A 22875-nucleotide genomic window follows, 5' to 3' on the forward strand; every position below is an offset into this window, starting at 1 on the left:
CAGACTGGTCGCTGGTTTAACAATATCTGCTTCAGCGTAGCCTTTTGAAGCTAATGTGCTGGTTGATAATCAGGCCCACCGGAGTGGCTTTTACCTATTTGAAGCTTACGAACATGACAACTACGTCACTTGCCAATATACCATTCTCGGTGTTGGATCTGGCCCCCATTCTGGCTGGCCATACACCCGCCGATACGTTTCACAACAGCCTGGAGCTGGCGCGCCAGGTAGAGGAGTGGGGCTTCCAGCGCTTTTGGCTGGCTGAGCACCATAACATGGCCAGCATTGCCAGCTCAGCCACATCTATCCTGATTGGGCATATTGCCGGTGGCACCAACCGGATTCGGGTGGGCTCAGGTGGGATTATGCTGCCTAACCATGCCCCGCTGGTTATTGCTGAGCAGTTCGGGACGCTGGCCACCCTGTACCCGGGCCGCATTGACCTAGGCCTGGGCCGGGCCCCCGGCACCGACCAGGTAACGGCCATGGCGCTCCGCCGCGACCCACGCGGGGCCGCCAACGACTTCCCCGAGAACGTGCAGGAACTGCAGCAGTACCTCTCCGCCGACAACCGTACGGCCCGCGTGCGGGCCGTACCCGGCGAGGGGCTGAAGATTCCCATCTGGCTGCTGGGCTCCAGTACCTATAGTGCGCAGCTGGCGGGTATGCTAGGCCTGCCGTTTGCCTTCGCCAGTCACTTTGCGCCTACGTACCTGCACGAGGCATTGCGCCTCTACCGGAGCAGCTTCCGGCCCTCTGAGCAGTTTGCGCAGCCCTACGCAATGGCCTGCATCAACGTAATTGCCGCCGATACCGACGAGGAGGCCGAGCGTATGGCTACTTCATTCTACACGTTTGCCCTGGGTATCATCCGGGGTACCTCGCTGCCGCTGCAGCCACCCGTAGATAGCATGCACGGCCGCTGGACCGACATGGAGGAAGCCGCCGTCCGGCAGATGATGACGTACGTGTTTATTGGTGGCCCCGAGAAAATTGCCCGGCAGCTGCAGGCTTTCGCGGAGAAAACCCAAGTGCAGGAGCTCATGGTCGTATCGCATGTCTATGAGCCCGCCGCCCGCCTGCGCTCTTATGAGATTTTGGCCGAGCTGAGAGGCAAGCGTCACTAATCACCCGAGCTGGTTAGCAACGAAGTGGCCTAGCGACTTGCGTGACTTGATAGAGGCACAGGTGTTGAGGCGAGTTAGGTGTCAACTTGCTCAGCCTGATAGGCTATCAGCGTAGTAAACAACCTCCCAACAAAAAGCCCCAGCCAATTGGCTGGGGCTTTTTGTTGGGGTGGCCTATCAGAATAAGCCTAATGCTGAATTACAAGTCGTTTGGTCTGGACTTGTTGGCCCGTTACCAAGCGCACGAGGTAGATGCCGTCGGCGAAGTCGCGAGCATCCAGGTCGTAGGTGAGGCGCTGGCTGCGGCTGCCTTGGCCGTTGCTCAGCTGCTTTACCAGCGTGCCTTTCAGGTCATAGATGCTCAGGCTATACTGGCCGTCCTGCGCCAGGGCAACTTCCAGGCGGCTATGATCCTGGGCTGGGTTGGGGTAGAGCGTTACCTCATCGGCCTGTTTGCCAGCCGAAGCGGTACCGGTCCCGGCAACCAGGCTAGCCGATGCGGAGCAGCTACCCAGGTTGTCGCCGTGCTTCAGGTGGTCGGCGGCATCAGGGGCGCTTATCTCGAGGGTTTTGCCTTTATGGCAAACCATCACTTTATCACCCTTCTTCCCAGCCCTGATATCTAGTACGGTAACCGTTAGGGCAGCTGTAGCTGTGCAGCCTGCGGCATTTCTGGCCGTAACCTGCAGCGTGTAGCTGCCGGCACTGTTGGGCGTAAACACGGTGCTGGCTCCGGTGGTAGCTCCCAGGCCAGTGGCGGGGCTCCAGCTATAGGAGGCAGCATCGGGGGCCGTAGCCGTCAGGGTTACGCTTTGGGGGCCATAGCCGAGGTAGATGGTTTGCGCATTGCCACCGGTATACACCGCAGAAGCGGGCGTCACGGCAATTGTGGGGGCGGCTTGGGCAGGCAGGTCAAGCCTGCCATCGCAGTTGCGGTCCTGGCCGCAAACATCTTTAGCGGCGGGGTTAATGCTGGCATCCTGGTCGTTGCAGTCGCCGGCTTGCAGCACGTAACCTGCTGGTGTGAGGCAGGCCGTGATAGTTGGGGCTGAGCTGTTCCCGAATCCGTCGCCATCAGCATCGGCATAGAACACCAGGCCCGGGTGCACGGCGGGGTTATGGTCGTCGCAGTCCTCGTTGGCAGGGTACCCGTCGCCATCTTCATCGGCGTAGGCCACTGTAATGTTTACGGGCGCTGAGGTAGTGGCCAGGCCACCATTGTCGGTGGCTTTAGCCGTGAGGGCGTAGCTGCCCACGGGCACATTGTTCCACTGGAAGCTGTAGGGTGCCGCAGTGCTCGAACCCAGCAGGGTAGCACCCTGATAGAACTCAACTTTTGCAATGCTGCCATCGGCGTCAGTTGCTGAGGCCGTGAGCGTAATGCTGGCCGGCGCGGCAAATGTGGTAGCGGTGGGGGAGGTTAGGCTAACGGTAGGGGGCGTATTGGCCGGAGCCGCCGCGCAGGAAGTACCCACCGTATAGCTCACCTTGGCATCGGCGGTGTTGCGCTCCAGGCCATTAGGGCCTACCTGATACGTGAAATAAAGGCTGAGCACCGAGCCGGCGGCTTGTCCGCGGGCGGTATAGGTGAAGTCGCCGGCCGAGTTTTTGGTCATACTATAGCCGCCCCCATTGATGTACAGGATAGCGAGGTTACCGCCTGCCGTTGTGCCCAGCGGGTGAAACGTGAAGGCCACATCGGGGCCGGTGGTCACGGCTTTCCAGCTGAAGTCTCCATTGGCAGCCGTGTCGCAGTAGCCACCCGTATCGCCACCGGGCGTGGAGGTGCCCGTTACCGTTACGGCCACGGCTGCCGAGGTAGTGGCCAGGCCACTGTTATCAAAGGCCTTAGCCGTGAGGGCGTAGCTGCCTGCGGCCACGCCGGTCCAGGAGTAGCTGTACGGTGCGGTGGTAGCCGTGCTGAGCAGGGTAGTGCCCTGGTAGAACTCAACCTTGCTGATGGTGCCATCAGTATCAGCGGCGCTGGCCGTGAGGGTGATGGTAGCCGGCGCGGCAAACGTGGCCGCAGCCGTTGGCGAGGTCAGGCTGACGGTGGGGGCGCTTGGTGCGGGAGCATCACTGCACACGGAGCCTACAGTATAACTGTGCGGCGCGGCAGCCGAGTTTTTCTCGCCGCCACCAGCTCCTACCTGATACGTGAAGTAGAAGTTCAGCGCCTGGCCAGCCGTTTGGTTGGGCAGGGAGTAGGTGAAGTCGCCCTGCGCATTTTTCGTCATGCCGTAGCCGGGGCCGTTCACATAAATGATGGCCAGGTTGCCGCCCGCCGTGGAACCAAGGGGGTGAAACACGAAGTTGACGTTGTTACCTACCGTGGTGGCCGCGTAGCTATAGTCGCCGCTGGCGGCGGTAGCGCAATACGTAACAGGAGGCAGCGTTACCGGGGCCGTGTTGTAGTAGATGTTGTCGAAGTAAAAGTCGGCCTGGGCGCTCGGGGCATCGCCGGCAAACATGAAAGCCTGCTCCAGCGCCGTCCAGTCGAGGTTGCCGAAGGCTTTAAGTGGAATGGTAACTTCATGCCACTGCCCATCACGTACTAACCCGTACTGCGTGGCCCCGGGCGCGAAATCAACCCAACCCTCGGTACCGCTCTTAACGCCTACTTTAAACTGCCCGGTATAGGTGGTTTTAAAATGGAACTTCAGGGAGCCATTGGCGAAAGCCGCCACATTTTTGATGCTGTTGGCTACCCCAAACCCAAACCAGTTGCCGGCGCCGGCCCGCAGGGCCAACACGTCGGAGCCTTCATAAGGCGTAGGTGAAGGAATGTTGTTGAGGTTATTCCAGAGGTACAAGTCAGCATCCTGACCAAATAGCAGCTTCTCCGTTACCTGGGCGTTTTCAGTGTACACCCCAAAGTTGGGGCCTGCCAGTACGTTACTCTTCACCGTAATGGAAACCGGGGCCGAGGTGGTTGCCAGCTTCCCGTTATCCGTTGCCTTGGCCGTGAGGGTATAAGTGCCGGCAGCTACTCCGCTCCAAGTGTACGTGTAGGGGCTGCTGTAGTCGGTGCTCAGCAGGGTTTGGCCGTTGTAGAACTCCACCTTATACACTGAGCCATCGGCATCGGTGGCATTGGCCGTAACCGTAAGGGTGGCTGGCGTAGTGAAGCTGCTGCTGGCCGCGGGAGCCGTTATGGAAACCGCAGGGGCGGCATTGTTGGGCGCTGCCACAAACACCGTAATTGGGGTCGAGGTAGTTACTACCCCTTCGTTATCGGTGGCTTTGGCCGTGAGCGTATAAGTACCGGCCGTTACGTTACTCCAGGTAGCGCTGTAGGGGGCCGTGGCAGAAGTGCCCAGCAGCGTGGCGCCGCTGTAGAAGTCAACCTTCGTAACTGAGCCGTTGGCGTCGGCGGCATTGGCCGTGAGCGTAATGTTGGCCGGCGTGGTAATCAGGGCCTCATTGGTAGGCGAGGTCAGGCTAACGGTGGGAGCGGGATTAGTAGCCACGCCGCCGCTGTAGTATATGTTATCGAAGTAGAAATCGGCGGCGCTGCCGGGGGCGTCGCCGGCAAACATAAACGTGGCCGTTACTGAGCCCAGGTCGCCGTTGTTGAAGGCCGACATCGGAATTACCACTTCGTGCCACTGCCCGTCGCGCACTAACCCAAAGCGTGAGGTGCCCACCGGGAAATCAACCCAGCTCTCACCCGCCCCCGACTTAATGCCAAACTTAAACTGGCCGGTGTAGGACGTCTTGAACTGAAGCTTCAATGAGCCTTTATCGAAGGCCACCAGGTTTTTTACCTGGTTATCAACCCCCATACCAAACCAGTTGCCGGGATTGGCGCGCAACGCCAGTACCTCTTGCCCTTCAAACGGGATGGGGGTAGGGGAGGTAATGTTGGTGAGATTGTTCCAGATGTAGAGGTTGGCGTCTTGCCCGTAGGCCAGGCGCTGCGTAATGGCGGGGTTCTCAGTGTAGATACCGAAGTTGCCGGCAATGCCGTTGTTGGAACCCAGGTATAGTTCGTCGCCGGGGCTCTGGTAGAGCCTGATGTAGTCGACCAGCATTTGGCCCGGTAGGGGCGCCGTAATGCCATCGGCACCATAAATGCCGGTGTACTGGCCACCTACGGCCAAATTCAGCAGAATGTACTGCGCCTTGTGAAACTCCTCCAGGTCGGCAGCAGAGCCCTTGGAGATGTCGATGGCGTAGTACTCGTGGTCGTCGATGAACATGCGAATGAGCTGGCTGTCCCAGGTCATGCGGTACACGTGGTAGTCGTTGGTAAGGTCGGTGGGGTTGTCGTAGTATCGGTCGTAAGAGGCGTGCTGACCAGCGTTTTGCCAGTGCGTAGCTCCGCCCACGCGGCGGTTGGTCACGCCCGCACTGATGGCGGCTGCCGAGCCCATTTCCATGATGTCGGTTTCGCCGCTGGCGGGCCAGGTACCGCTGGCGCCCAAAAGCCAGAACGCTGGCCACAGTCCGTTTTGCAGGTTGGGTACTTTAATACGGGCTTCCAGGGTGCCGTACTTAAACTGCACGCGACCCAGCGTTTTCATGCGGGCCGAGGTGAACTGCCGGCCCTGGTAGGCCTCCCGGCGGGCCTCAATAACGAGGTTACCGTTTTCCACCCGGGCGTTTTCGGGGCGGTTGGTGTAGGTTTCCAGCTCGCTGTTGCCCCAGCCGCAAACTCCCTGGGCGCAACCGTCGCCGAGGTCGAAGGTCCAATTGTTGGGGCTGATAGTGGTGCCGTTAAAGTTCTCTTCCCAAACGAGCTGCTGCTGCGCCTGCGCCGAGAAGTGCGATACGGCCAGTAAACCGCCCAACAGCGCCAGCCCTCTTAACCGCACTTGTTGGACATACTTGTAAAAGGTTCTTTTCATAATAAGGTGGGATATAAAGGAAAGGATCGGAAAGCAGAGCGAAGGCTGATACCGACAGCCATAAGTAAGCCTGGCCTTCGGGCTAAGCACAATAACTAAACTGATGCACGAGGCAGGTGCCTAGGGGCCAGAGTGGCCTAGCCGGAAAAGCGAATAAAGCGAAGAATTTCCGGGAGTGAACTGAGGCCAGGGTAAGAATATCAGGCCTAGAATATTGCTAATGTATCATCAATAGTTACCTAAATGCAAGGCGTAATTCCCTGCTAGCGACCTGCTATAAAGCCTATTGGCTTTTTATAATACACTTACTACACACGCTTGGCTTCGGTACACGCACACGTATATATGCCTAGCAGCGGAAGCGAATAGATTCGGTTTGCGCTTAAAAAACAAAGAGCCGCCGCTCGATTTTCGCAACATTTTTTGCGAAGTCGAGCGGCGGCTCTTTCACTAACCTAGCGGCAGAGGCCTAGGCCACTAAGCGCATGGCTGGGTCACCATCAAGGGCCAGAATCTGGGCTTTATAAGCGGTGGGGAGTAGAGAGGCCCTCACCCAGCGGCTGAACGCCAAGTGCTGCAGGCGCCGATACACGGGCAGTATGGGCCGCAGCCAGGAGCGGCCACTTAACCCCAACAGTTGCCGCACCGTGAGCGGAGCTACTAACCGCTGCGCTTCCAGCAACAGCCGGTAGCGCACCGGCCCCAGGTGCAGCCGGTATTGCTTGTACAAGTCGGTGGTGAAAGCGCTATGCGCTAAGTGCTGGCTTAGGTGCTGCTCCCGGGCCAGCTCCCACTCCGCAAAACTGCCAGGCAACCCCCTAATGCCCATTCGGTGGCCTACGCGGGAGAATACATCAAACACCTCCGCTTTCTCGGCCTCCGTCATGGGGCGCTCAAGCGCTTCAAAGGCCTGAATGGAATAAGATATGAGCATGTACAGCACGTCGCGGTAAGCCCAGTCGGGTATGGCCATGCCTCGTTTGGCTTCTACGGCGCCATGAATAGCAGCAATGGTATCAATGGCTCGCTCGGCGCCCGCTCGCTCCGCAAATACAATCTGGCGAGCATACTCCACAGTAGAAAACAGCCGGGCTAGCGGGTCGGCGGGTAGCCGACCGGTGAAGTAAAGCCAGTCTACGGCCTTGTTCAGCGCAAACTCCGCCGCCGAGCCGGCAAAGATGAACAGCACTACATCGGCCTTACTCCAGATGGAGCGAACCACTGACCCGCGCGAGACAAAATATTCCATAGTAACTGTAACCCAAAAAGGAGTGGCCTAGGTCCGTACACGTTCGAGTTTGATCCGAATTTCAATCGCGTCAAAAGAACTTTGAATCACAAAGTAAATGATAATTTTGCGAAACACCATTTACTTCCACCTTTCCAGCCAGCTACGTGAAGAGTCCCCGTCTGACTTACTTGTTGCTCAGCATCAATACTATTGTTCTAGGCCTATGCTCGCGCCGTTATGGGGCTTGGCTACCTGGCTGGCTTGCCGCCTACGCCGGTGACACTCTCTGGGCCCTGCTAGTATTCTGGCTTCTGAGCCTGGGGTGGCCTAGGGGCACAGCCAAATCACGGGCGCTAGCAGCCCTTGGCTTCTCTTATCTGATTGAGCTAAGCCAGCTCTACCACCCAGCCTGGCTAGAAGCTGCCCGCCATAGCACACTAGGTGGCCTACTGCTAGGCCACGGCTTTTTGTGGAGCGACTTACTTTGCTACACTGTGGGCGTACTACTTGGCTATGTAGCAGGCTACTGGTTGGAGCTAAAAGCATTGCCGCCGATAGTGACGCGCTAGGCGGGCTACTATCGGCGGCGGCAAGGAGGCTTATACTAAATATTGCTACGTTACTCTACTTTCTTCTTAGGCTCCGGCTTAGTTTCCTTGGCTACCCAAATTGACTTTTGGTTAACGAATTCCCGAATGCCCAGGTAGGACAGCTCGCGCCCGTAACCCGACTTTTTAACGCCCCCAAACGGCATTTCCGGCGACGACTTCACCAGGCTATTCACGAACACAGCACCGGCCTCCACGCGGCGCGCCAGTTCCTCACCGCGCTTGGGGTTTTCCGTCCAGATGGAGGCACCCAGGCCAAAACGCGAGTCATTGGCCAGCCGAATGGCATCGTTGGCGTTCTTCGCTTCCAGAATAATAGCAACCGGCCCGAAGAATTCTTCCTCGTAGGCGCGCTGCCCGGGTTTTACATTGCTCAGCATTGTGGGCCGGAAGAGGGCAGTGCCAGGTTTGCTCTGGCCTCCAAACAATTCTACTTTAGCACCCTGCTTCACGGAGTCCTCTACTTGCTGAGTTAGCTCATCGGCCAGGTCGGGGCGGGCGAGGGGGCCATACTGGGTAGCCTCATCGAGCGGGTCGCCGGTACGGAAAGCCAGCAGGTGGGTTTTCATCTTTGAGATGAACTCCTTTAGTATAGGTTTCTCTACAATGAAGCGCTTGGCGGCAATACAGCTTTGACCAGAGTTAATCATGCGCGCCTGGGCGGCAGTTTTGGCAGCCTGTTCCAGGTCGGCATCGGCCAGCACAATAAAGGCATCGGAGCCACCCAGCTCCAACACTGTTTTCTTGATTTCGCGGCCGGCGGTGGCGGCCACCTGGGCACCCGCCGGTTCTGAGCCCGTCAGGGTTACGGCCTTTACCCGGTCGTCTTCAATCAGCTTAGTAACCAGCTCAGAGCCAATGAGCAGCGTGCGGAAGGTTGCAGGCGGAAATCCTGCATCATGAAAGATTTTTTCCAGTGCCAGCGCACACTGTGGCACATTGGAGGCGTGCTTAAGCAGGCCAACGTTGCCGGCCATGAGGGCGGGGGCGGCAAAGCGCACCACCTGCCAGAACGGAAAGTTCCAGGGCATTACGGCCAACACAATCCCGATGGGCTCGTGCGAGATAAAGCTGTGTTGCGCCTCCGTCTTGATTTCTTCATCAGCCAGGAAGCCCTCGGCGTGGTCAGCGTAGTAGTCGCAGGTGAGGGCGCACTTCAGCACCTCGGCCCGGCCATCTACAATGGGCTTTCCCATTTCTATGGCCATCATCCGGGCCAGCTCATCTTGCCGCTCCCGCAGCAACGTGGCCGCGCGGTGCATGAGTTGGCTGCGGTGAGCGAAGGAAGTGGTGCGCCACTCAGCGGCGGCGCGGTGCGCCTGGCTAACTATACGTTCAGTTTGAGCCCAGCTGAAGGCGCGGAAGCGCCGCTCAATGCGGCCGGTGTAGGGGTTAAACGACTCGATTGCCATGGAAAATTAACAAGTGGGTGTGGGCGCCGCTACGGAGGAGCTACGCTCAGGCAAAACAACTAGAGGGGGGAAGGGGTTGGCACCTGCGTCTGGCTTGCAACTACGCTCCGGTAGTGTGCGTAGCACCTGAGCCGTCCAAGCCCCACCGTAATTTTACGCGGTTACGCTTGGAATAAAGGCGAATCATGTACTTTCGTCCCATCCAGGGGGTGGTTTTTTACGCCGTTCCCGTTCCCTTAGTTGCTGCCTGTGTCTGCTACTACACCAGAGTCTGCCGCTCTCGCAACCGAAGAACTGCTCGTGCAGCGTCTGCGCGACCGTGACGAGGCGGCCATGACCATCTTTTACGACAAGTATTCGGCTGCTCTTTACGGTGTGATCTTTCGCATTGTCAAGAAAGAAGAAATTGCTGAGGACGTTTTGCAGGAAGCCATGGTAAAAATCTGGCATTCGTTTCCGTCCTACGATGCCGATAAAGGCCGTTTATTCACTTGGGTGATGAATGTGTGCCGAAATTTAGCCATCGACAAAATCCGGTCCCGACAGTACCGCGTAAGTAGTCGTACGCAGCCCATCGAAGATAGTGCAGCGCTGCGCGAGGCCGCCGAACCCACGTTCCGGCCTGAGCACATTGGCCTGCAGGAGATGACGCGCCAGCTGAACCCGGAACAGCGGCAAATCGTTGACCTGCTTTATTTCGGCGGATTTACGCAAAGCGAAGTGGCAGAAGAACTCAGTCTTCCGCTTGGCACGGTAAAGACCCGTGCCAGAGCGGCTATTAAGGTCCTTTCTAAATTGATTCGATAATCGTGAATATTCAGGAATACATCGAATCTGGAATTCTCGAGGAATACGCCCTGGGTGTATTGGACGAGGCCGAGCGCCCCACGGTGGAGCGTATGGCGGCCCAGCACCCGGAAATTCGTCGGGAGCTGGATGAGATAACGCGCGGTCTGGATTTCTATGCCGAGGCTCACGCCGTTACGCCTCCCGCTGGGATGCGTGAACGGGTGCTGAGCGGCTGGCAACAGGCAATTCAGCAAACTCCGGTGCAGCCTCTGGCCGCCCCGGTTATGCAGGCCTCGGCACCTGAGCCCGTGGCTGCAGAAGAAGTTCATACTGGCGGAGTGGTGCGGCAGATGCCTACTGAAGAAAGCAATACCGGCCGCACACGGTGGCTGATTGCCGCTTCGGTAGCGCTGCTTATGCTGAGCGCCCTGGGGAATTTCCTGCTTTATAACCGGCTCAAGGAAACCGAAGCTAACCTGGAGGTTGCACAAACTGAGCAGTCTCGGTTTGCTGCTACGCAGCAGGCCGCCCTTAATGAGCGCGACCAGCAACTACGGGTATTGCGTAATGAGGCCTTCCGGGCGGTGGAGTTAAAAGGCACGCCTAAAGCGCCCGATGCGCTGGCCCGTGTGTACTACAATCCCCAATCGAAGGCGGTTTACGTAGATGTTCGCAACCTGCCCGCCCTGCCCGAAGGCAAGCAGTACCAACTGTGGGCTCTCGATAACGGGAAGCCTGTAGATGCAGGGGTACTGGCCGTTGCTACCGCAGCCGGCGATAGTATTCAGCAGATGAAGGACATTGCCAGCGCCCAGGCCTTTGCCATGACGGTAGAGCCAGTGGGTGGCAGCGCAAGCCCAACCCTCACCACCATGACCGTGCTTGGCAACATCTAGGCCACTCGGTAGTTAATAGAGGAGCGAGCTGCCTTGGGTGGTTCGCTCTTCTTTTTTAGCGCTCTTACATACCGAAAAGAGGAAAGTTATTGCGTAAACTGCATCCCTAACAATTCCTCACGGCTCAATATTTTGCACGGACTAGTTTTTACCCTTCTCAAGCGTTACGTTCAAACCCAGTACGACCATAGCACCTGGGTTCGGCTTTTGGAGGCTGCTAACCTTACAGCCGCCGACTTTGATCATAAGCAGGTGTACCCCGATGAGCACATGTATGCGCTCGTAGGCCAGGCCGCCCAAATGACGGGCTTATCGGCAGATGAGCTCCACGAAAAATTCGGGGAGTACCTGGTGCCTGACCTCATGTATATGTATAAGCGGCTGGTACAGCCTGAGTGGAAAACGCTGGACATGATTGAGCACACAGAAAACACTATGCACCGGCAGGTGCGCAGTGAACATACTGAAAACGCTCCGCCCGTATTAGAGGTATCCCGCATTTCGCCCACTGAACTGTTCATCGACTACAAGTCGGAGCGGCGGATGGGGGCCTTAGCTGTGGGAATCGTACGTGGCCTGGCCACTTATTTTGAGGAGGCTGACCAGATTATAGTTGAGCCCACCACCAGTGAAAACGGAGAACAGGTACGTATCCGCGTGCGGCAGGTGCCCGCACAGAGCTAGAGCTATCAACCTTCTCAGTTTCCCCTTCTCCATTTAATGCCTTAACCGGCAGCCACTACCTAGTCATGGAAAAAAGCACGTATTACAACCCCGCCGACCTGGCCAAATTTGGCAACATCACGGAGTGGCAGTCTGAAATGGGCAATAAGTTTTTTTCTTACTACGCTGAGGTGTTCAAAGATGGTGCTCTCTCTGAGCGAGAGAAAGCCCTGATTGCCCTGGCCGTGGCCCACGCCGTGCAATGCCCTTATTGCATTGATGCCTACACGACCGACTCGCTCCAGAAAGGGGCCGACGAAGCCCAGATGATGGAAGCAGTACATGTGGCGGCAGCTATTAAAGGCGGCGCCGCATTGGTTCATGGCGTGCAGATGATGAACAAAGCCAAGGAACTATCCATGTAATTCCCCAAGTTGGTGAGTAAGCGCCAAGTCAAGCCGCCAACCTAATGAATGCACGTAACCTCGTGCTCAGTACCCGTTTATGAAATCACTCCACGCTCGGCAAGCTCCCCTCGCCGATACGGGCTATCAGCTGGCTGTGCTGTCTCAGGCTGAGGCCGCCGGGGCCCACTTTCCAGCTTTTGCACATAAGTTGCGTGAAAGTGGGCTCCTGCCTCTGCGCCCTACTGGCTTGGCGGTCATGCAAATCAATGTGGGCAAGATGTGCAACCAAACCTGCCGCCACTGCCACGTAGATGCTGGCCCCGACCGGACGGAAATCATGACGCGCGAGACCATGCAGCTCTGCCTGGATGCGCTGGCCCAAACGGATATTCCGGTAGTTGACCTAACCGGGGGTGCCCCTGAAATGAACCCCGATTTCCGGTGGCTGGTGGAACAGATTTCGGCTCTGGGCCGGGAGACCATCGTGCGCTGCAACCTCACCATCATTGTAGCCAACAAGAAGTACCACGACCTGCCTGAGTTCTTTGCCCAACACCGGGTACGAGTAGTTTCATCATTGCCGCACTTCTCAGCGGGCCGTACCGATGCCCAACGGGGTGAAGGCGTGTTTGAGCGCTCTATCAGGGCACTGAAAATGCTGAATGCCGTGGGCTACGGAGTAGAAGGATCAGGCCTGTCGCTGGATTTGGTGTATAATCCGGCCGGGGCGTTTATGCCGGGTAGTCAGGCCAGCTTAGAGCGCGAGTTTAAGCAGCGCCTGGGCAGGGAGTATGGGATTGTGTTTAATAGCTTGCTTACCATCACCAACTTACCGGTTAGCCGGTTCATGGAGTATTTGCTGGAAACCGGCAACTACGAGAGCTACATGGAGAAGCTCATTGCGGCCTATAACCCCGTAGCGGCGGCCAACGTGATGTGCCGGAGCACACTCAGCATTGGGTGGGACGGGCAGCTGTACGACTGCGACTTTAACCAGCAGCTTGACTTGCTGGTGGCTTCTACCGCTCCTCAGCACATCCGCGACTTCAACGAAGCTGCCCTGAGTGAGCGAAGCATTGTCATCAACCAGCACTGCTACGGCTGCACGGCGGGAGCCGGCTCCAGTTGTGGCGGGGCTACAACCTAGGCCGTTTAAGCGTGCTACAAGCAACAACATTGGGCCTGCGTAACGGCCGCATAGTGCTGGGTGTGCTGCTGTGGCTGGTGGCCAGCACCAGCGCCTGCAGCCAAGCCCCGCAAACCCCCGATAACCATGCCATGACGGCCTATGACCGTATGCTTAGCCTGCTGTATAAGCAAACTGTGCCTACCATTCAGCCGGCGCAGCTTGCCGAAACCCTGCGCCAGAACCCCAATGGTGTAGTGCTGCTTGATACCCGCAGCCCCGAGGAATACCAGGTAAGCCACTTACGCGGCGCCCGGTTTGTGAACTACGATGCCTTTCAAACCGCCACTTTTCAGGATGTGCCGCGCAACCTACCGGTAGTAGTGTATTGCACGGTGGGTGCGCGCAGTGAGCAGGTCGGAGCCCGCCTCCGGAGCTTAGGCTTTCAACACGTGAGCAACCTCTACGGCGGTATTTTTCAGTGGGTAAACGAAGGCCATGCCGTATACAACCAAGCAGGCCCGACCCCAAAGGTCCACCCGTATTCGGCTCTGTGGCGGCCCTGGCTTAAACGTGGCGAGGCAGCATATAAATAAAACCCATACCGCAGCTGGTAGCTTAGACCTATTAACCTGCAGTACCGCTCCCCAATTTCTACTTTGTCAGCAGACCTCTCCAACTCCCAAATTTCAACGCTTACCTCCCAGCAGGAGGACCTGGTGGTTTTTGCCCGTTACCCGGAGCTGGGCAAAGTAAAAACCCGGCTGGCAGCCGGCGTAGGGCCGGAGCGGGCGTTGCAGGTGTACCGCGAGTTGCTGGCCCACACCCAGGCCGTAACGAAGCAACTGCCGGTCAGGAAGTGGCTGTGGCTGGCTGAAGCAGGTCTGGGTGCTGACCGCTCTGATCCGTGGGTGGGCTACCAGCGGCTACCTCAACCCGCCGGCGACCTGGGTCACCGGATGCAGTCGGCTTTTGCCCACGCGTTTGCTGAGGGCGCAACGGCCGCAGTTATAATCGGTACTGATTGCCCTGGCCTCACCACCGAGCACCTGCAGGAGGCCTACGCCGCCCTGCGCACCCATGATCTGGTGCTGGGCCCCGCCACCGATGGCGGCTACTACCTGCTGGGTATGAAGCAGGTATGGCCAGTCCTGTTTCAAAACAAGCAGTGGAGTACCGCCTCCGTGCGAGCCGATACGCTGGCCGATGCTCAGCGGCTGGGCCTGCAAGTGCGCCTGCTGCCAGAGCTGCAAGACGTAGACACCGCCGACGACCTGGCGGCGTGGCAAGTGACTCAAAAAGCGGAGAGCTGAACACTTTCGGGCGTAATACGCGTATGGAAGCCCGTCTGCCATGTCGTATCAGCTCATGTATCACGTAAAAAGTGTATCCGTTAGAATGCTATTATTGGCCCTGAGTGGCCTAGCGGCGGCGTGCGCTTCTGACAATAAGGAGAATAAGCAGCAGACTGCGTCGCCGAAAGCGGCCGGGGTATCTACGGACCACGTGCTTACGCGCCGCGGCGGCGCTTTCAATCTGCAGTGGGCCATGGATACGCTCTGGGAAGATGGCCTGGCGGAAGTAGCTACCTACGCGGCGGAGCGGGTGGTGTATGGTGAGGCCCGCAAATTTGACTACACCATTATTACGGTGAAGGAGGAGTTTAACGAGCAGTACAACGTTAAAACCAACGACTACCAGCGCAAGGATGGGTTTCCGGTGATGAAGGTGAATGAGTTTTGCGCCATCCCGACGGATAACTACCCCTACCATTACCTCACATCGTTGTTTTTTCCGCCGCGACCAGCCTACCATTTTGCACAAGATGACCTCATCCTCTCAGGAGTGGTGCGGCAACACGTTTAAAGCCATCATTGACGAAGGGCTGCATTACAACCAAAGCTATAATTCCTACTGGGACGGGCAGGGGGCCGGGCGGCGGCAGTTGCGGCGGCCCGCTTTGTTTGAGGATGCCCTGCCGTACGTACTGCGTACCATGCGCTTTGAGCAGAAGTCTTCCTTTACGGTGCCGCTCTACGAGCTACAGCAAACCAGCCAGGCCAAGCCCCCGGAGCTATATAAAGCGTTGGTCATGACCGAAGAAGCGCACCCCTATGATACCACCGAGCCAGCCTGGCGCGTAACGGTGTCGTTGCAGGAGCAAAAGCAGAACGTGTATTGGTTTGCCAAGCGCTACCCCAACGTACTACTGCGGCAAACCACCTGGGACGGCCGCACGCTGCTGCTCAAGCAGGTGCGCCGCTACGCCTACTGGCCCCAAACCAGTCCCGCTCCCGACTCTACCGCCGTAGGTCGGCCGCTGACTTAGGTGCTGGCCTCGTCAGTTCCCAGAGCAGTAACCCCAGCACCACAGTATATTCCAGCCCCACCAGCCACAGGTTTTCGGTGTATGCCGAGGTTTGGTACGCGGCGTAAGAAAGAACAGCCATGCCGGACCACGCCAACGCATAGCGGTAGGAACTGAATACGCTCAGCGCCACAAGCGGCGTAATATACCACGGATGCACAGTGGTAGCCAGTAGGTAATACAACGTGAGCAGCAGCAGCAGGGTGCGCGGCAGCATAGGCCAGGTACGTTGAGGTTCGCGGGCAGCCAGCAGCAGTCCGCTCACTGCCGTGATGAGAGCCAGTGCCGGGCCGATGCGGGCAATTTCGTTGTAGCCCGTCAGCCACTGGCCTACGGGGCGTAGTAGATAGTAGAAGCTGGCATTAAACTCGAAACTGCGGAAATAGAGGTTGAGGCTTTTGCCAATGTTGGTGAACAGCTCCCACGACAGGAACGGCACGAATACCGCCAGCAGCGTAACGCCGGTAACCACGGAAAACAGCAGCCACCGCTGCCAGCCCAGCCGGCGTACCAACAGCGGCAGCACCAGCAGCGGCAGAAACTTGGTGGCCACTGCCAGGCCCAGGGCCGTGCCAGCCAGCACCACGCGGCCGCGCCAGAGCAGCCACAGCATCAGCAGCAACAGGCAAACCACGAGGGCCTCAAAGTGGAGGTTGCCGGTCAACTCTACTACCACCAGTGGGTTCAGCAGATAGAGCAACGCCCGCCGCCCATCCTGCCCGAATGCTGGAAGCAGCCGCCAAAGCAGCCCCGCCGTGACTAGCTCAGCCAGCAGCAGCACCAGCCGTAGCAGCAAGGTAAACCCCACGGCACTCATCGGAAATACCCGAACGGCCGCCGCAAATACCGCCTGGCATACCGGCGGATACACGGAGTTATAGTGTGGCGAGTTAAGCAACGGATATTCTGCGGCCAACTCATTTTGTGCTGCCGCGGAAAGCAAGTGTTGCGACGAGGGCGGCACAGGGCTGAGTGTGTCGGCTAGGCCAGTTTTTGCCTGGATCGGGGCCGGGTTGCCGGGAAGCGTAAACTCATCGGGCCGGAACTGGTAGGGATTAACGCCAGCCGCAACTAGTAACCCATCCCAGCGGAAGCGGTGGTAGTCATCGGAGAAAGGGGGCAGGGTAGGCAGCCAGAGCAGGCGTAGGAGCAGGGCCGCCACCAGACCGGCTTTCAGTGGGAGCCGCGAGTACCACAGTGCTGCGTACGCGCTAAAGGCCACAACCATCCAACCCAGCAGAAGCCAGAAGTGTTGGCGCGGCACGGTATAAGCCAGGGCCGCGTAGGCCACTGCACTAACCAGCAGGAGCAGCCCATGAACGGGGCGTAGGCCAGTAGATTGAGGCATAGGCTGCGGCACAACTTACCGCTGGGAATTGTGGCGCAGGGAGTAATAAAACACCAGCCCGTAACCCAGCGTGAGCATGAGGTGAAAGGGGAACAGGCCAAAGTCGTGGAAGTAGACGCCCGCCACCAAGCCGGAGAGGAAGTACAGAGCCAGCAAGCCCTCCAGCGCCGTGAGGCCGTCTAGGCCACCGGTGCGGTAACGGCGGCCCTGCCAGGTGCCCTGCCGACGCACCAGCCCCAGCTTGGGCGTCCGGATGAAGGCTGATTGCCGGCCCAACAGGCCAAGCGCCACCGCCCGGGCGTTGTGCAGGGAGAGACCCATCATCACCGACAAAAACAACAGAAAGCGCAGCAAGAAGCCCGGCCCGGTAGGGTTGCGGTCTTGGGCAGCCAGCTGCCAGGAGGTAAAATAATAGTAGGTGAGGGGTACGAAGGCCAGCAGAAAGACCGAGGCCATCTGGAACGCCGGCCGCAGGGCGGGCAGGTCGGCGCGCACGTACACGAGCGGCACGCTCAGCACGGCCATTAGCAGAATGGCCCCAAACACGGAGCTGTTGAGCAGGTGAAATGTGGCGTGAATCTTTACTCCGATTGACGCCGACGAGCGCAGTACCCGGCCCAGGTGCTTGCGGGCCGTTTCGGCGGCACCCTTGGTCCAGCGAAACTGCTGCGACTTAAGGGCATCCATAGCGGCCGGCAGCTCAGCGGGCGCCACCACCCGGGGCAGGTACTTGAAGCGCCAGCCCCGCAGCTGGGCCCGGTAGCTGAGGTCCAGGTCCTCGGTCAGGGTATCGGCCTGCCAGCCCCCGGCATCCTCAATGCACGTGCGCCGCCAGACCCCACCGGTACCGTTGAAGTTAATGAAGTAGCCACCGGCCGTGCGGCCCACCTGCTCCACGTAGAAGTGGGCATTCAAGCCAAAGGCCTGCAGCTCAGTTAGCAGGGAGTACTCCTCATTGAGGTGACCCCAGCGGGTTTGTACCACGCCCGTGCGCCCCTCCTGAAAGTGCGGAATGGTGCGGAGCAGGAAATCGGGCTCGGGTATGAAGTCGGCATCAAAAATGGCAATGAACTCCCCGTCGGTTTTCTCCAGGCCATACCGCAGGGCGCCCGCCTTAAAGCCCTCCCGCGTGGGGCGCCGCACATGGTCGATGCGCAGGCCTTGAGCACGGTGGTAGGCCACCCGCTCGGCGGCCAGGGCCACGGTTTCGTCAGTTGAGTCATCAAGCACCTGCAGGTGCAGCAGGGGCAAGGGGTACTGGAGACGGGCACAGGCATCAATTACGCGCTCAACTACATACAGCTCATTGTAGATGGGGAGCTGAACCGTGACGCTAGGCCACTCCGTGGGGGCCGGCGGGGGCAAAGCGGCGGGCTGGCGGTAAGCGCGGCGGGCCAACCGGGTAAGCTGAAACTGCGTCAGGCTGAAGCTTAAAATGAACACCAGGCAGAGGCCATAGAGTGCTACCAGCAGAAGTTCCAGACCAAGCATTAAGGGGTGATGAGCAGTGAGGGGTAACGAAGATGGGGCTACAAAGAACGGGAAGCTGCACCAGCTTTCGTAAGCCTGTGCGCAATCTGCCGCTGGGCAGGCGTAGCCTAGAGGTACCGAAAAATCGTCCAGAGAATTTTGTAGCCGGCGCCCAGGGTACCTTTCACTGTGCCCGACACTTTGGAGACACCAATGCGGCGGCGGTAGCGCACGGGCACCTCCACGTTGCGCAGCTTCAGGCGGGCCGCCTTGAGTTGCATCTCCACCGTCCAGCCATAGGTGGTATCCTGCATCCCAATCTGCTCCAGAGCCTCCCGCCGAATGGCCCGGAAAGGCCCCAGATCAGTGAACCGGGCCCCGTAAAACGAGCGGAGCAAGGTAGTGGCCAGCCAGTTTCCAAAGATCTGCTGGGGCAGCATGGAGCCCGACTCCCGCTCGCCCAGAGCCCGGGAGCCGATGACCATGTCGGCCTCACCGCGCAAAATAGGTGCCACCAGGGCCGTCATGTCGGCGGGGTAGTCAGAGTAGTCACCATCCAAAAAACACAATGATGTCGGGCTGCTCAGGGGCGGGGCGACCGAAGCAGCGGGCCATGCCGGCCAGACAGGCGTGGCCGTAGCCGGGACGTGGCTCCCGCAGTACGGTGGCCCCGGCGGCCTGGGCCACCGCGCCGGTGCGGTCAGAGGAGTTGTTATCTACCACAATCACCTCCCGCGTGAGGCCCGCCGGAATTTCAGCCAGCACTTTGGCAATGGACTGCTCCTCATTGTAAGCCGGGATGATAACGTCGATGAGGGGCAGGGTAGAAGTCATGGAGAGGGTTGGGGCCGCCAGCCAGCGTAAGGTTGCCAGGGGCAGCTAGTAACTGCTGCAAAGATGCACGGTTGTGCTGGTACTGGCTCTAACTGGGAGTACCTGGCCTGAACAATTCTCGCAACAGCACGTTTGCAGGCTAGTCTCTTTCGGTACTTACTCCTGACCCCATGCTCCAGATTGGCGACCTTGCGCCCGACTTTTCCCTGAAAACAACTACCGGCGACACCTTCCAGCTCAGTGACTACCGCGGGAAGCGCAGCATTGTGCTTTATTTCTACCCCAAGGACGACACGCCCGGCTGCACCGCCGAGGCCTGCTCGTTCCGCGACCAATACGAAGACTTTCAGGAACTAGGCGCCGAAGTAGTGGGGGTGAGCTCCGATAGTGAAACCTCCCACCAGAAATTCACCCAAAAGCACCGCCTGCCTTTCCCGCTCCTCGCCGACACCGGCGGCCGGGTGCGCAAGCAGTATGAGGTGCCGCGGGCGTTGCTAGGCCTGTTGCCCGGCCGTGTAACTTTTGTAATTGATGCAGAGGGCCGCATCCAGTATATCTTCAACTCCATGAACCGCGCCACCGACCACGTTTCGGAGGCCAAGCAGGTTCTCACCAAGTTGCGCGCCACCACCTAGGCCACTGTGCGCTAGGCCTTTCCCGGCCAGTACTGGCGAGATGTATATTTGCCGCCCGGTTCAAGTAGAGCCGGGTGGTTTTTTACAGAGTAATTTACATGGGTGCTTTATTAACCGATATGCTCCAGCGGGCGCAACGCAGCCGGCGGGTAGTATCTATCCAATCTAGCGGCGGTACGTTTTTAGGCTACGTGCTCAACCACAACCCCGAGCTAGTGGTACTCCGCACCATCACTCGCCAGGGCTTGCTCACGGGTGTGCGCACGCTAAGCCTGGCCAACGTGTCTCAGGTGCACTTCGATGACAAGTATGTGCGCCTGATTGAGTTCAAGGAGCATAACCCCGAGGTGGTTTACGCCCGCCCTGCTGCCCCCGATGGGCTCGACAACCAATACCTGACGGTAGCGGCGGTGCTGCAGAGAGCCAGCGAAGTGCGCCAACTAGTGCAACTGGAAACCCACGCCGACAGCGACCTGTATGGCTATATTGAGCGCATTACGGAAGATGAGCTGCTGGTAAAAGTGTACACGCAGTATGGTGAGCCTGACGGCCATACGGTGCTAGACCTCGATAATGTGCGCAGCGTAATCTGGAGCGACGAAGACACGCGCACCATTGAGCTACTGATTAAGCAGCGCGGCACAGAAGCTAAGTAGGACCGGGTTCAGACTGGCCTAGCACTGCTGCTAACGGAACGGCCAGCCGGCTATTGCGTATGCTGGACTTCGCTACTACTGGTTACTAATGAAGTTTCTACTCATATTACTGGCCTTTGTTGGCTCATTTGCTGCCTCGGCACAAACTACCGCTCCCCCGGCACTCAACGCTACGCTTGATGGCTACGAGTATCCGTACCCAGTAAGGTATTTGCCTCTGCGCCTGGAAGGACAAGCCATGCGCATGGCCTACATGGATGTGCCGGCCACGGCCAGAGCAAATGGCCGCACGGTAGTGCTTTTGCACGGCAAGAACTTTTTCGGGGCTTACTGGCGTGAAACTGTTAAGGCCCTCACGGCCGCTGGTTTCCGGGTGGTAGTGCCCGACCAGATCGGGTTTGGCAAGTCGGATAAGCCTGATATTCATTACTCGTTTCATCAGCTGGCCCGCAATACCAAGCACATCCTCGATACTCTTGGAGTGCAGAAAGCCATCATTGTAGGCCACTCGATGGGGGGAATGCTGGCCACACGCTTTGCCCTGATGTACCCGGCCGCCACGGAAAAGCTGGTGCTGGAAAACCCGATTGGCCTGGAGGACTACCGTGTGAGTGTCCCTTTTCAGTCGGTTGACCAAGCCTATGCTACGGAGCGTAAGAGCACCGAGGAAAGCATCCGGAAGTACCATGCCACCTATTACCCCCACGGCTACCCCAAAGCCCACGACGAGTGGCTGCTGCCCTTAGCAGCCCAAACCCGTCACCCCGACTTCCTGAAAGTAGCCCGCGCCAACGCCCTCACGTTTGAGATGATCTACCAGCAGCCCGTAAGCTACGAGTTCAGCCGGGTAACGGTGCCCACGCTTCTCATCATTGGCCAGGATGACCGTACGGTGGTAGGCAAGGGGCTGGTAAAAGATCAGAAACTGCTGGCCACGCTAGGCCAGTACCCAGAGCTAGGCCGCCGTACAGCCGCCCAAATTAAAGGCGCTAAACTGGTGCCCTTAAGCGGCGTAGGCCACATTCCGCACCTGGAGGCTACGCCACGCTTTCTGAAGGCGCTGCTGGCGTTTATCAGGTAGATCTGCTTGATAACTTAGAAGCTGATAAGCAGGGTGTGCAACGGTAGCTCGCATTCAGGTCTCCCTTTCAATACACTATTACATATGAAACGTCTGCTACTATCGATACTGTGCACCTTGCCTATAGCTGTAACGGCTCAAACTACCCCTGGAAGTGGTGTTGGCCTCGGACAATACAGGCTAAAATTGGGTAAGCAAGGTGCACACAGTTTCATAACTGGAGAGGCAATTACCAAGGCTTCTCGCAAGCTATTCAGCTCAATTTGATGGATGGTCCCTTGAACAAGAGGAAGCTGTTTCTTCTCTAAAGTCTACTTGCCTTAATTGCAAATGATTGGTAGACAAATAAATGCCTTATTCATTTGATTGGCTGCTAAGTCTATTAGGCTGTGTCTGAAAAGTGGCGTTGCAAAATGCGTCGAATGCAGGCTACTTGGACCATAGCCAGGAAGTGCTGGTCGTGTTTGTCGTAGCGGGTGGCCACGCGGCGGTGCTCTTTGAGCGAGCCGAAGAACCGCTCGATGACGTTTCGCCGGGCATACCGTTGTGGTTCGATGCGCGGTGGCCGTCCGCGCCGGCGGCACCAGCGTCCTTTCGCCGGGCGGCGACGGGGAATTACGGCGCGCACGCGGCGTCGGCGCAGCCAGCGGCGAATGTGCTGCGCGTCATAGGCTCGGTCGGCAACCAGTTGGCGCGGGCGGCGGCGCACGAGCACCTGCTCGCACACGGGCTCGAACTGCGGCGCGTCGTGGCGTTGCCCGGCCGAGAGCTGCAGCGCCAGCGGCGTGCCCGCTCCGTCGCACACGACGTGCACCTTGGTCGTCAGCCCGCCGCGGCTGCGCCCGAGGCACTGGGCTTTTTTTTCGCCCCGCCGGCCGCGCTTTTCGTGGCGCGCACCGTGGTCGAGTCCACCAGCCAGGTGTCCAGGTCGAGCAGACCGTCTGCGTCCAAGCGCAGGCGTAAGGCAGCCAGCACCCGCTCAAACGTGCCGTCCGCTGACCAACGCCGGAACCGCTCGTAGGCCGTTTGCCACGGGCCATAGCGCGCCGGCAAGTCCCGCCACGCCGCCCCCGTGCACAAAATCCACAGCAAGGCGTTCCACAAAACCCGGTCGTCGCGCCGCGGCCGGCCCATCCCTTGGGCAGGAAGTTCGGCCGCCACCAGTGCCCATTGCGTATCGTTTAACTCGTATCGTGCTGCCATACCCTAAGTTACGCAGCAGTACTTTTCAGACACAGCCTAGTTATTGTTATTCTTCAATAATAGCTCTCAAGTTGGTGTACATTTAGCTCAGTCATCACAACTGACTGACCTGAATGGTTATTTCATCAATCAACTTGTACTGATGCTACGTTGCCGCTGCCTTTTTTTCTG

Annotated in this window: 19 protein-coding genes and 2 pseudogenes; 14 read left to right on the forward strand and 7 right to left on the reverse strand. The window is 58.4% G+C overall.

Features of this window, described 5'->3' with window-relative positions; all coding sequences use genetic code 11:
- Positions 1 to 113 precede the first annotated feature (113 nt).
- Entirely contained in the window at positions 114 to 1127 is a 1014-nt protein-coding gene (locus tag HMJ29_RS16055) for an LLM class flavin-dependent oxidoreductase (RefSeq protein ID WP_171592438.1), read from the forward strand.
- 188 nt (positions 1128 to 1315) lie between these two features.
- Here the strand turns inward: HMJ29_RS16055 and HMJ29_RS16060 are convergent, their stop codons facing one another.
- A complete protein-coding gene (locus tag HMJ29_RS16060) occupies positions 1316 to 5977 on the reverse strand; it encodes an Ig-like domain-containing protein (RefSeq protein WP_171592439.1) in 4662 nt (1553 codons plus the stop codon).
- A 469-nt stretch (positions 5978 to 6446) separates the two neighbouring features.
- On the reverse strand, positions 6447 to 7226 hold the full coding sequence (locus tag HMJ29_RS16065) for an oxygenase MpaB family protein (RefSeq protein WP_171592440.1): 780 nt from the start codon (positions 7224 to 7226) through the stop codon (positions 6447 to 6449).
- Positions 7227 to 7372: 146 nt separating this feature from the next.
- On the opposite strand from HMJ29_RS16065, the gene HMJ29_RS16070 reads away from it, so the two are divergent.
- Positions 7373 to 7777 carry a ribosomal maturation YjgA family protein gene (locus tag HMJ29_RS16070; RefSeq protein WP_171592441.1) on the forward strand — a complete coding sequence of 135 codons (405 nt, stop codon included), beginning with the start codon at positions 7373 to 7375 and terminating at the stop codon, positions 7775 to 7777.
- A gap of 50 nt (positions 7778 to 7827) precedes the next feature.
- Here the strand turns inward: HMJ29_RS16070 and HMJ29_RS16075 are convergent, their stop codons facing one another.
- Entirely contained in the window at positions 7828 to 9228 is a 1401-nt protein-coding gene (locus HMJ29_RS16075) for an NAD-dependent succinate-semialdehyde dehydrogenase (RefSeq protein ID WP_171592442.1), read from the reverse strand.
- A 249-nt stretch (positions 9229 to 9477) separates the two neighbouring features.
- On the opposite strand from HMJ29_RS16075, the gene HMJ29_RS16080 reads away from it, so the two are divergent.
- The 9 genes from HMJ29_RS16080 to HMJ29_RS16120 all read left to right on the forward strand — a co-directional run bounded on the left by HMJ29_RS16080 (position 9478) and on the right by HMJ29_RS16120 (position 15438).
- Positions 9478 to 10035, forward strand: a complete 558-nt coding sequence (locus HMJ29_RS16080) for an RNA polymerase sigma factor (RefSeq protein WP_244679150.1) — start codon at positions 9478 to 9480, stop codon at positions 10033 to 10035.
- A gap of 2 nt (positions 10036 to 10037) precedes the next feature.
- The gene (locus HMJ29_RS16085) at positions 10038 to 10913 is read left to right on the forward strand and encodes an anti-sigma factor (protein WP_171592444.1); all 876 of its coding nucleotides are present in this window, start codon (positions 10038 to 10040) and stop codon (positions 10911 to 10913) included.
- Between the two features lie 132 nt (positions 10914 to 11045).
- Positions 11046 to 11597 carry a heme NO-binding domain-containing protein gene (locus HMJ29_RS16090; RefSeq protein ID WP_171592445.1) on the forward strand — a complete coding sequence of 184 codons (552 nt, stop codon included), beginning with the start codon at positions 11046 to 11048 and terminating at the stop codon, positions 11595 to 11597.
- A gap of 65 nt (positions 11598 to 11662) precedes the next feature.
- Positions 11663 to 12001: an arsenosugar biosynthesis-associated peroxidase-like protein gene (locus HMJ29_RS16095; RefSeq protein WP_171592446.1), complete on the forward strand. Its 339-nt coding sequence runs from the start codon at positions 11663 to 11665 to the stop codon at positions 11999 to 12001.
- A gap of 79 nt (positions 12002 to 12080) precedes the next feature.
- Positions 12081 to 13130 carry an arsenosugar biosynthesis radical SAM (seleno)protein ArsS gene (arsS, locus tag HMJ29_RS16100; protein WP_171592447.1) on the forward strand — a complete coding sequence of 350 codons (1050 nt, stop codon included), beginning with the start codon at positions 12081 to 12083 and terminating at the stop codon, positions 13128 to 13130.
- Between the two features lie 11 nt (positions 13131 to 13141).
- Complete coding sequence (locus HMJ29_RS16105; protein WP_171592448.1) at positions 13142 to 13705, forward strand: rhodanese-like domain-containing protein; 564 nt, start codon at positions 13142 to 13144, stop codon at positions 13703 to 13705.
- Between the two features lie 63 nt (positions 13706 to 13768).
- Positions 13769 to 14422, forward strand: coding sequence for a TIGR04282 family arsenosugar biosynthesis glycosyltransferase (locus tag HMJ29_RS16110; RefSeq protein ID WP_244679149.1), 654 nt, complete (start codon positions 13769 to 13771; stop codon positions 14420 to 14422).
- 85 nt (positions 14423 to 14507) lie between these two features.
- Complete coding sequence (locus tag HMJ29_RS16115; protein ID WP_171592449.1) at positions 14508 to 14975, forward strand: hypothetical protein; 468 nt, start codon at positions 14508 to 14510, stop codon at positions 14973 to 14975.
- A complete protein-coding gene (locus HMJ29_RS16120; RefSeq protein ID WP_171592450.1) occupies positions 14935 to 15438 on the forward strand; it encodes a hypothetical protein in 504 nt (167 codons plus the stop codon). Before HMJ29_RS16115 ends, HMJ29_RS16120 begins: the two co-directional genes overlap by 41 nt.
- Here HMJ29_RS16120 and HMJ29_RS16125 read toward each other — a convergent pair.
- The 3 genes and pseudogenes from HMJ29_RS16125 to HMJ29_RS16135 form a co-directional block, all read right to left on the reverse strand.
- A complete protein-coding gene (locus HMJ29_RS16125; RefSeq protein WP_171592451.1) occupies positions 15410 to 16825 on the reverse strand; it encodes an MptA/MptB family glycosyltransferase in 1416 nt (471 codons plus the stop codon). The genes HMJ29_RS16120 and HMJ29_RS16125 overlap by 29 nt on opposite strands.
- Before the next feature lie 15 nt (positions 16826 to 16840).
- Positions 16841 to 18316 (reverse strand): cellulose synthase family protein, encoded by a 1476-nt coding sequence (locus HMJ29_RS16130; protein WP_171592452.1) that lies wholly within the window; start codon positions 18314 to 18316, stop codon positions 16841 to 16843.
- A gap of 107 nt (positions 18317 to 18423) precedes the next feature.
- A pseudogene (locus tag HMJ29_RS16135) lies at positions 18424 to 19129 on the reverse strand (glycosyltransferase family 2 protein).
- A gap of 170 nt (positions 19130 to 19299) precedes the next feature.
- Between HMJ29_RS16135 and HMJ29_RS16140 the strand changes: the two are divergent.
- From HMJ29_RS16140 to HMJ29_RS16150, 3 genes are all read left to right on the forward strand, one after another.
- Positions 19300 to 19764, forward strand: a complete 465-nt coding sequence (locus HMJ29_RS16140; RefSeq protein WP_171592453.1) for a peroxiredoxin — start codon at positions 19300 to 19302, stop codon at positions 19762 to 19764.
- A gap of 98 nt (positions 19765 to 19862) precedes the next feature.
- Positions 19863 to 20420: a hypothetical protein gene (locus HMJ29_RS16145; RefSeq protein WP_171592454.1), complete on the forward strand. Its 558-nt coding sequence runs from the start codon at positions 19863 to 19865 to the stop codon at positions 20418 to 20420.
- Between the two features lie 88 nt (positions 20421 to 20508).
- Positions 20509 to 21501: an alpha/beta fold hydrolase gene (locus HMJ29_RS16150; protein ID WP_171592455.1), complete on the forward strand. Its 993-nt coding sequence runs from the start codon at positions 20509 to 20511 to the stop codon at positions 21499 to 21501.
- A gap of 382 nt (positions 21502 to 21883) precedes the next feature.
- Here HMJ29_RS16150 and HMJ29_RS16155 read toward each other — a convergent pair.
- Positions 21884 to 22704, reverse strand: a pseudogene (locus HMJ29_RS16155) (IS5 family transposase).
- Positions 22705 to 22875: the final 171 nt, after the last annotated feature.

This window comes from Hymenobacter taeanensis (assembly GCF_013137895.1).
GTDB lineage: Bacteria > Bacteroidota > Bacteroidia > Cytophagales > Hymenobacteraceae > Hymenobacter > Hymenobacter taeanensis.

Bases quoted from the DNA above. Each gene is read 5' to 3' on its own strand.
- HMJ29_RS16145 (WP_171592454.1), top strand. From the start codon at position 19,863: ATGGGTGCTTTATTAACCGATATGCTCCAGCGGGCGCAACGCAGCCGG.
- HMJ29_RS16150 (WP_171592455.1), top strand. From the start codon at position 20,509: ATGAAGTTTCTACTCATATTACTGGCCTTTGTTGGCTCATTTGCTGCC.
- HMJ29_RS16130 (WP_171592452.1), bottom strand. From the start codon at position 18,316: ATGCTTGGTCTGGAACTTCTGCTGGTAGCACTCTATGGCCTCTGCCTG.
- HMJ29_RS16125 (WP_171592451.1), bottom strand. From the start codon at position 16,825: ATGCCTCAATCTACTGGCCTACGCCCCGTTCATGGGCTGCTCCTGCTG.
- arsS (WP_171592447.1), top strand. From the start codon at position 12,081: ATGAAATCACTCCACGCTCGGCAAGCTCCCCTCGCCGATACGGGCTAT.
- HMJ29_RS16075 (WP_171592442.1), bottom strand. From the start codon at position 9,228: ATGGCAATCGAGTCGTTTAACCCCTACACCGGCCGCATTGAGCGGCGC.
- HMJ29_RS16115 (WP_171592449.1), top strand. From the start codon at position 14,508: ATGCTATTATTGGCCCTGAGTGGCCTAGCGGCGGCGTGCGCTTCTGAC.
- HMJ29_RS16095 (WP_171592446.1), top strand. From the start codon at position 11,663: ATGGAAAAAAGCACGTATTACAACCCCGCCGACCTGGCCAAATTTGGC.
- HMJ29_RS16120 (WP_171592450.1), top strand. From the start codon at position 14,935: ATGACCTCATCCTCTCAGGAGTGGTGCGGCAACACGTTTAAAGCCATC.
- HMJ29_RS16140 (WP_171592453.1), top strand. From the start codon at position 19,300: ATGCTCCAGATTGGCGACCTTGCGCCCGACTTTTCCCTGAAAACAACT.
- HMJ29_RS16065 (WP_171592440.1), bottom strand. From the start codon at position 7,226: ATGGAATATTTTGTCTCGCGCGGGTCAGTGGTTCGCTCCATCTGGAGT.
- HMJ29_RS16055 (WP_171592438.1), top strand. From the start codon at position 114: ATGACAACTACGTCACTTGCCAATATACCATTCTCGGTGTTGGATCTG.
- HMJ29_RS16060 (WP_171592439.1), bottom strand. From the start codon at position 5,977: ATGAAAAGAACCTTTTACAAGTATGTCCAACAAGTGCGGTTAAGAGGG.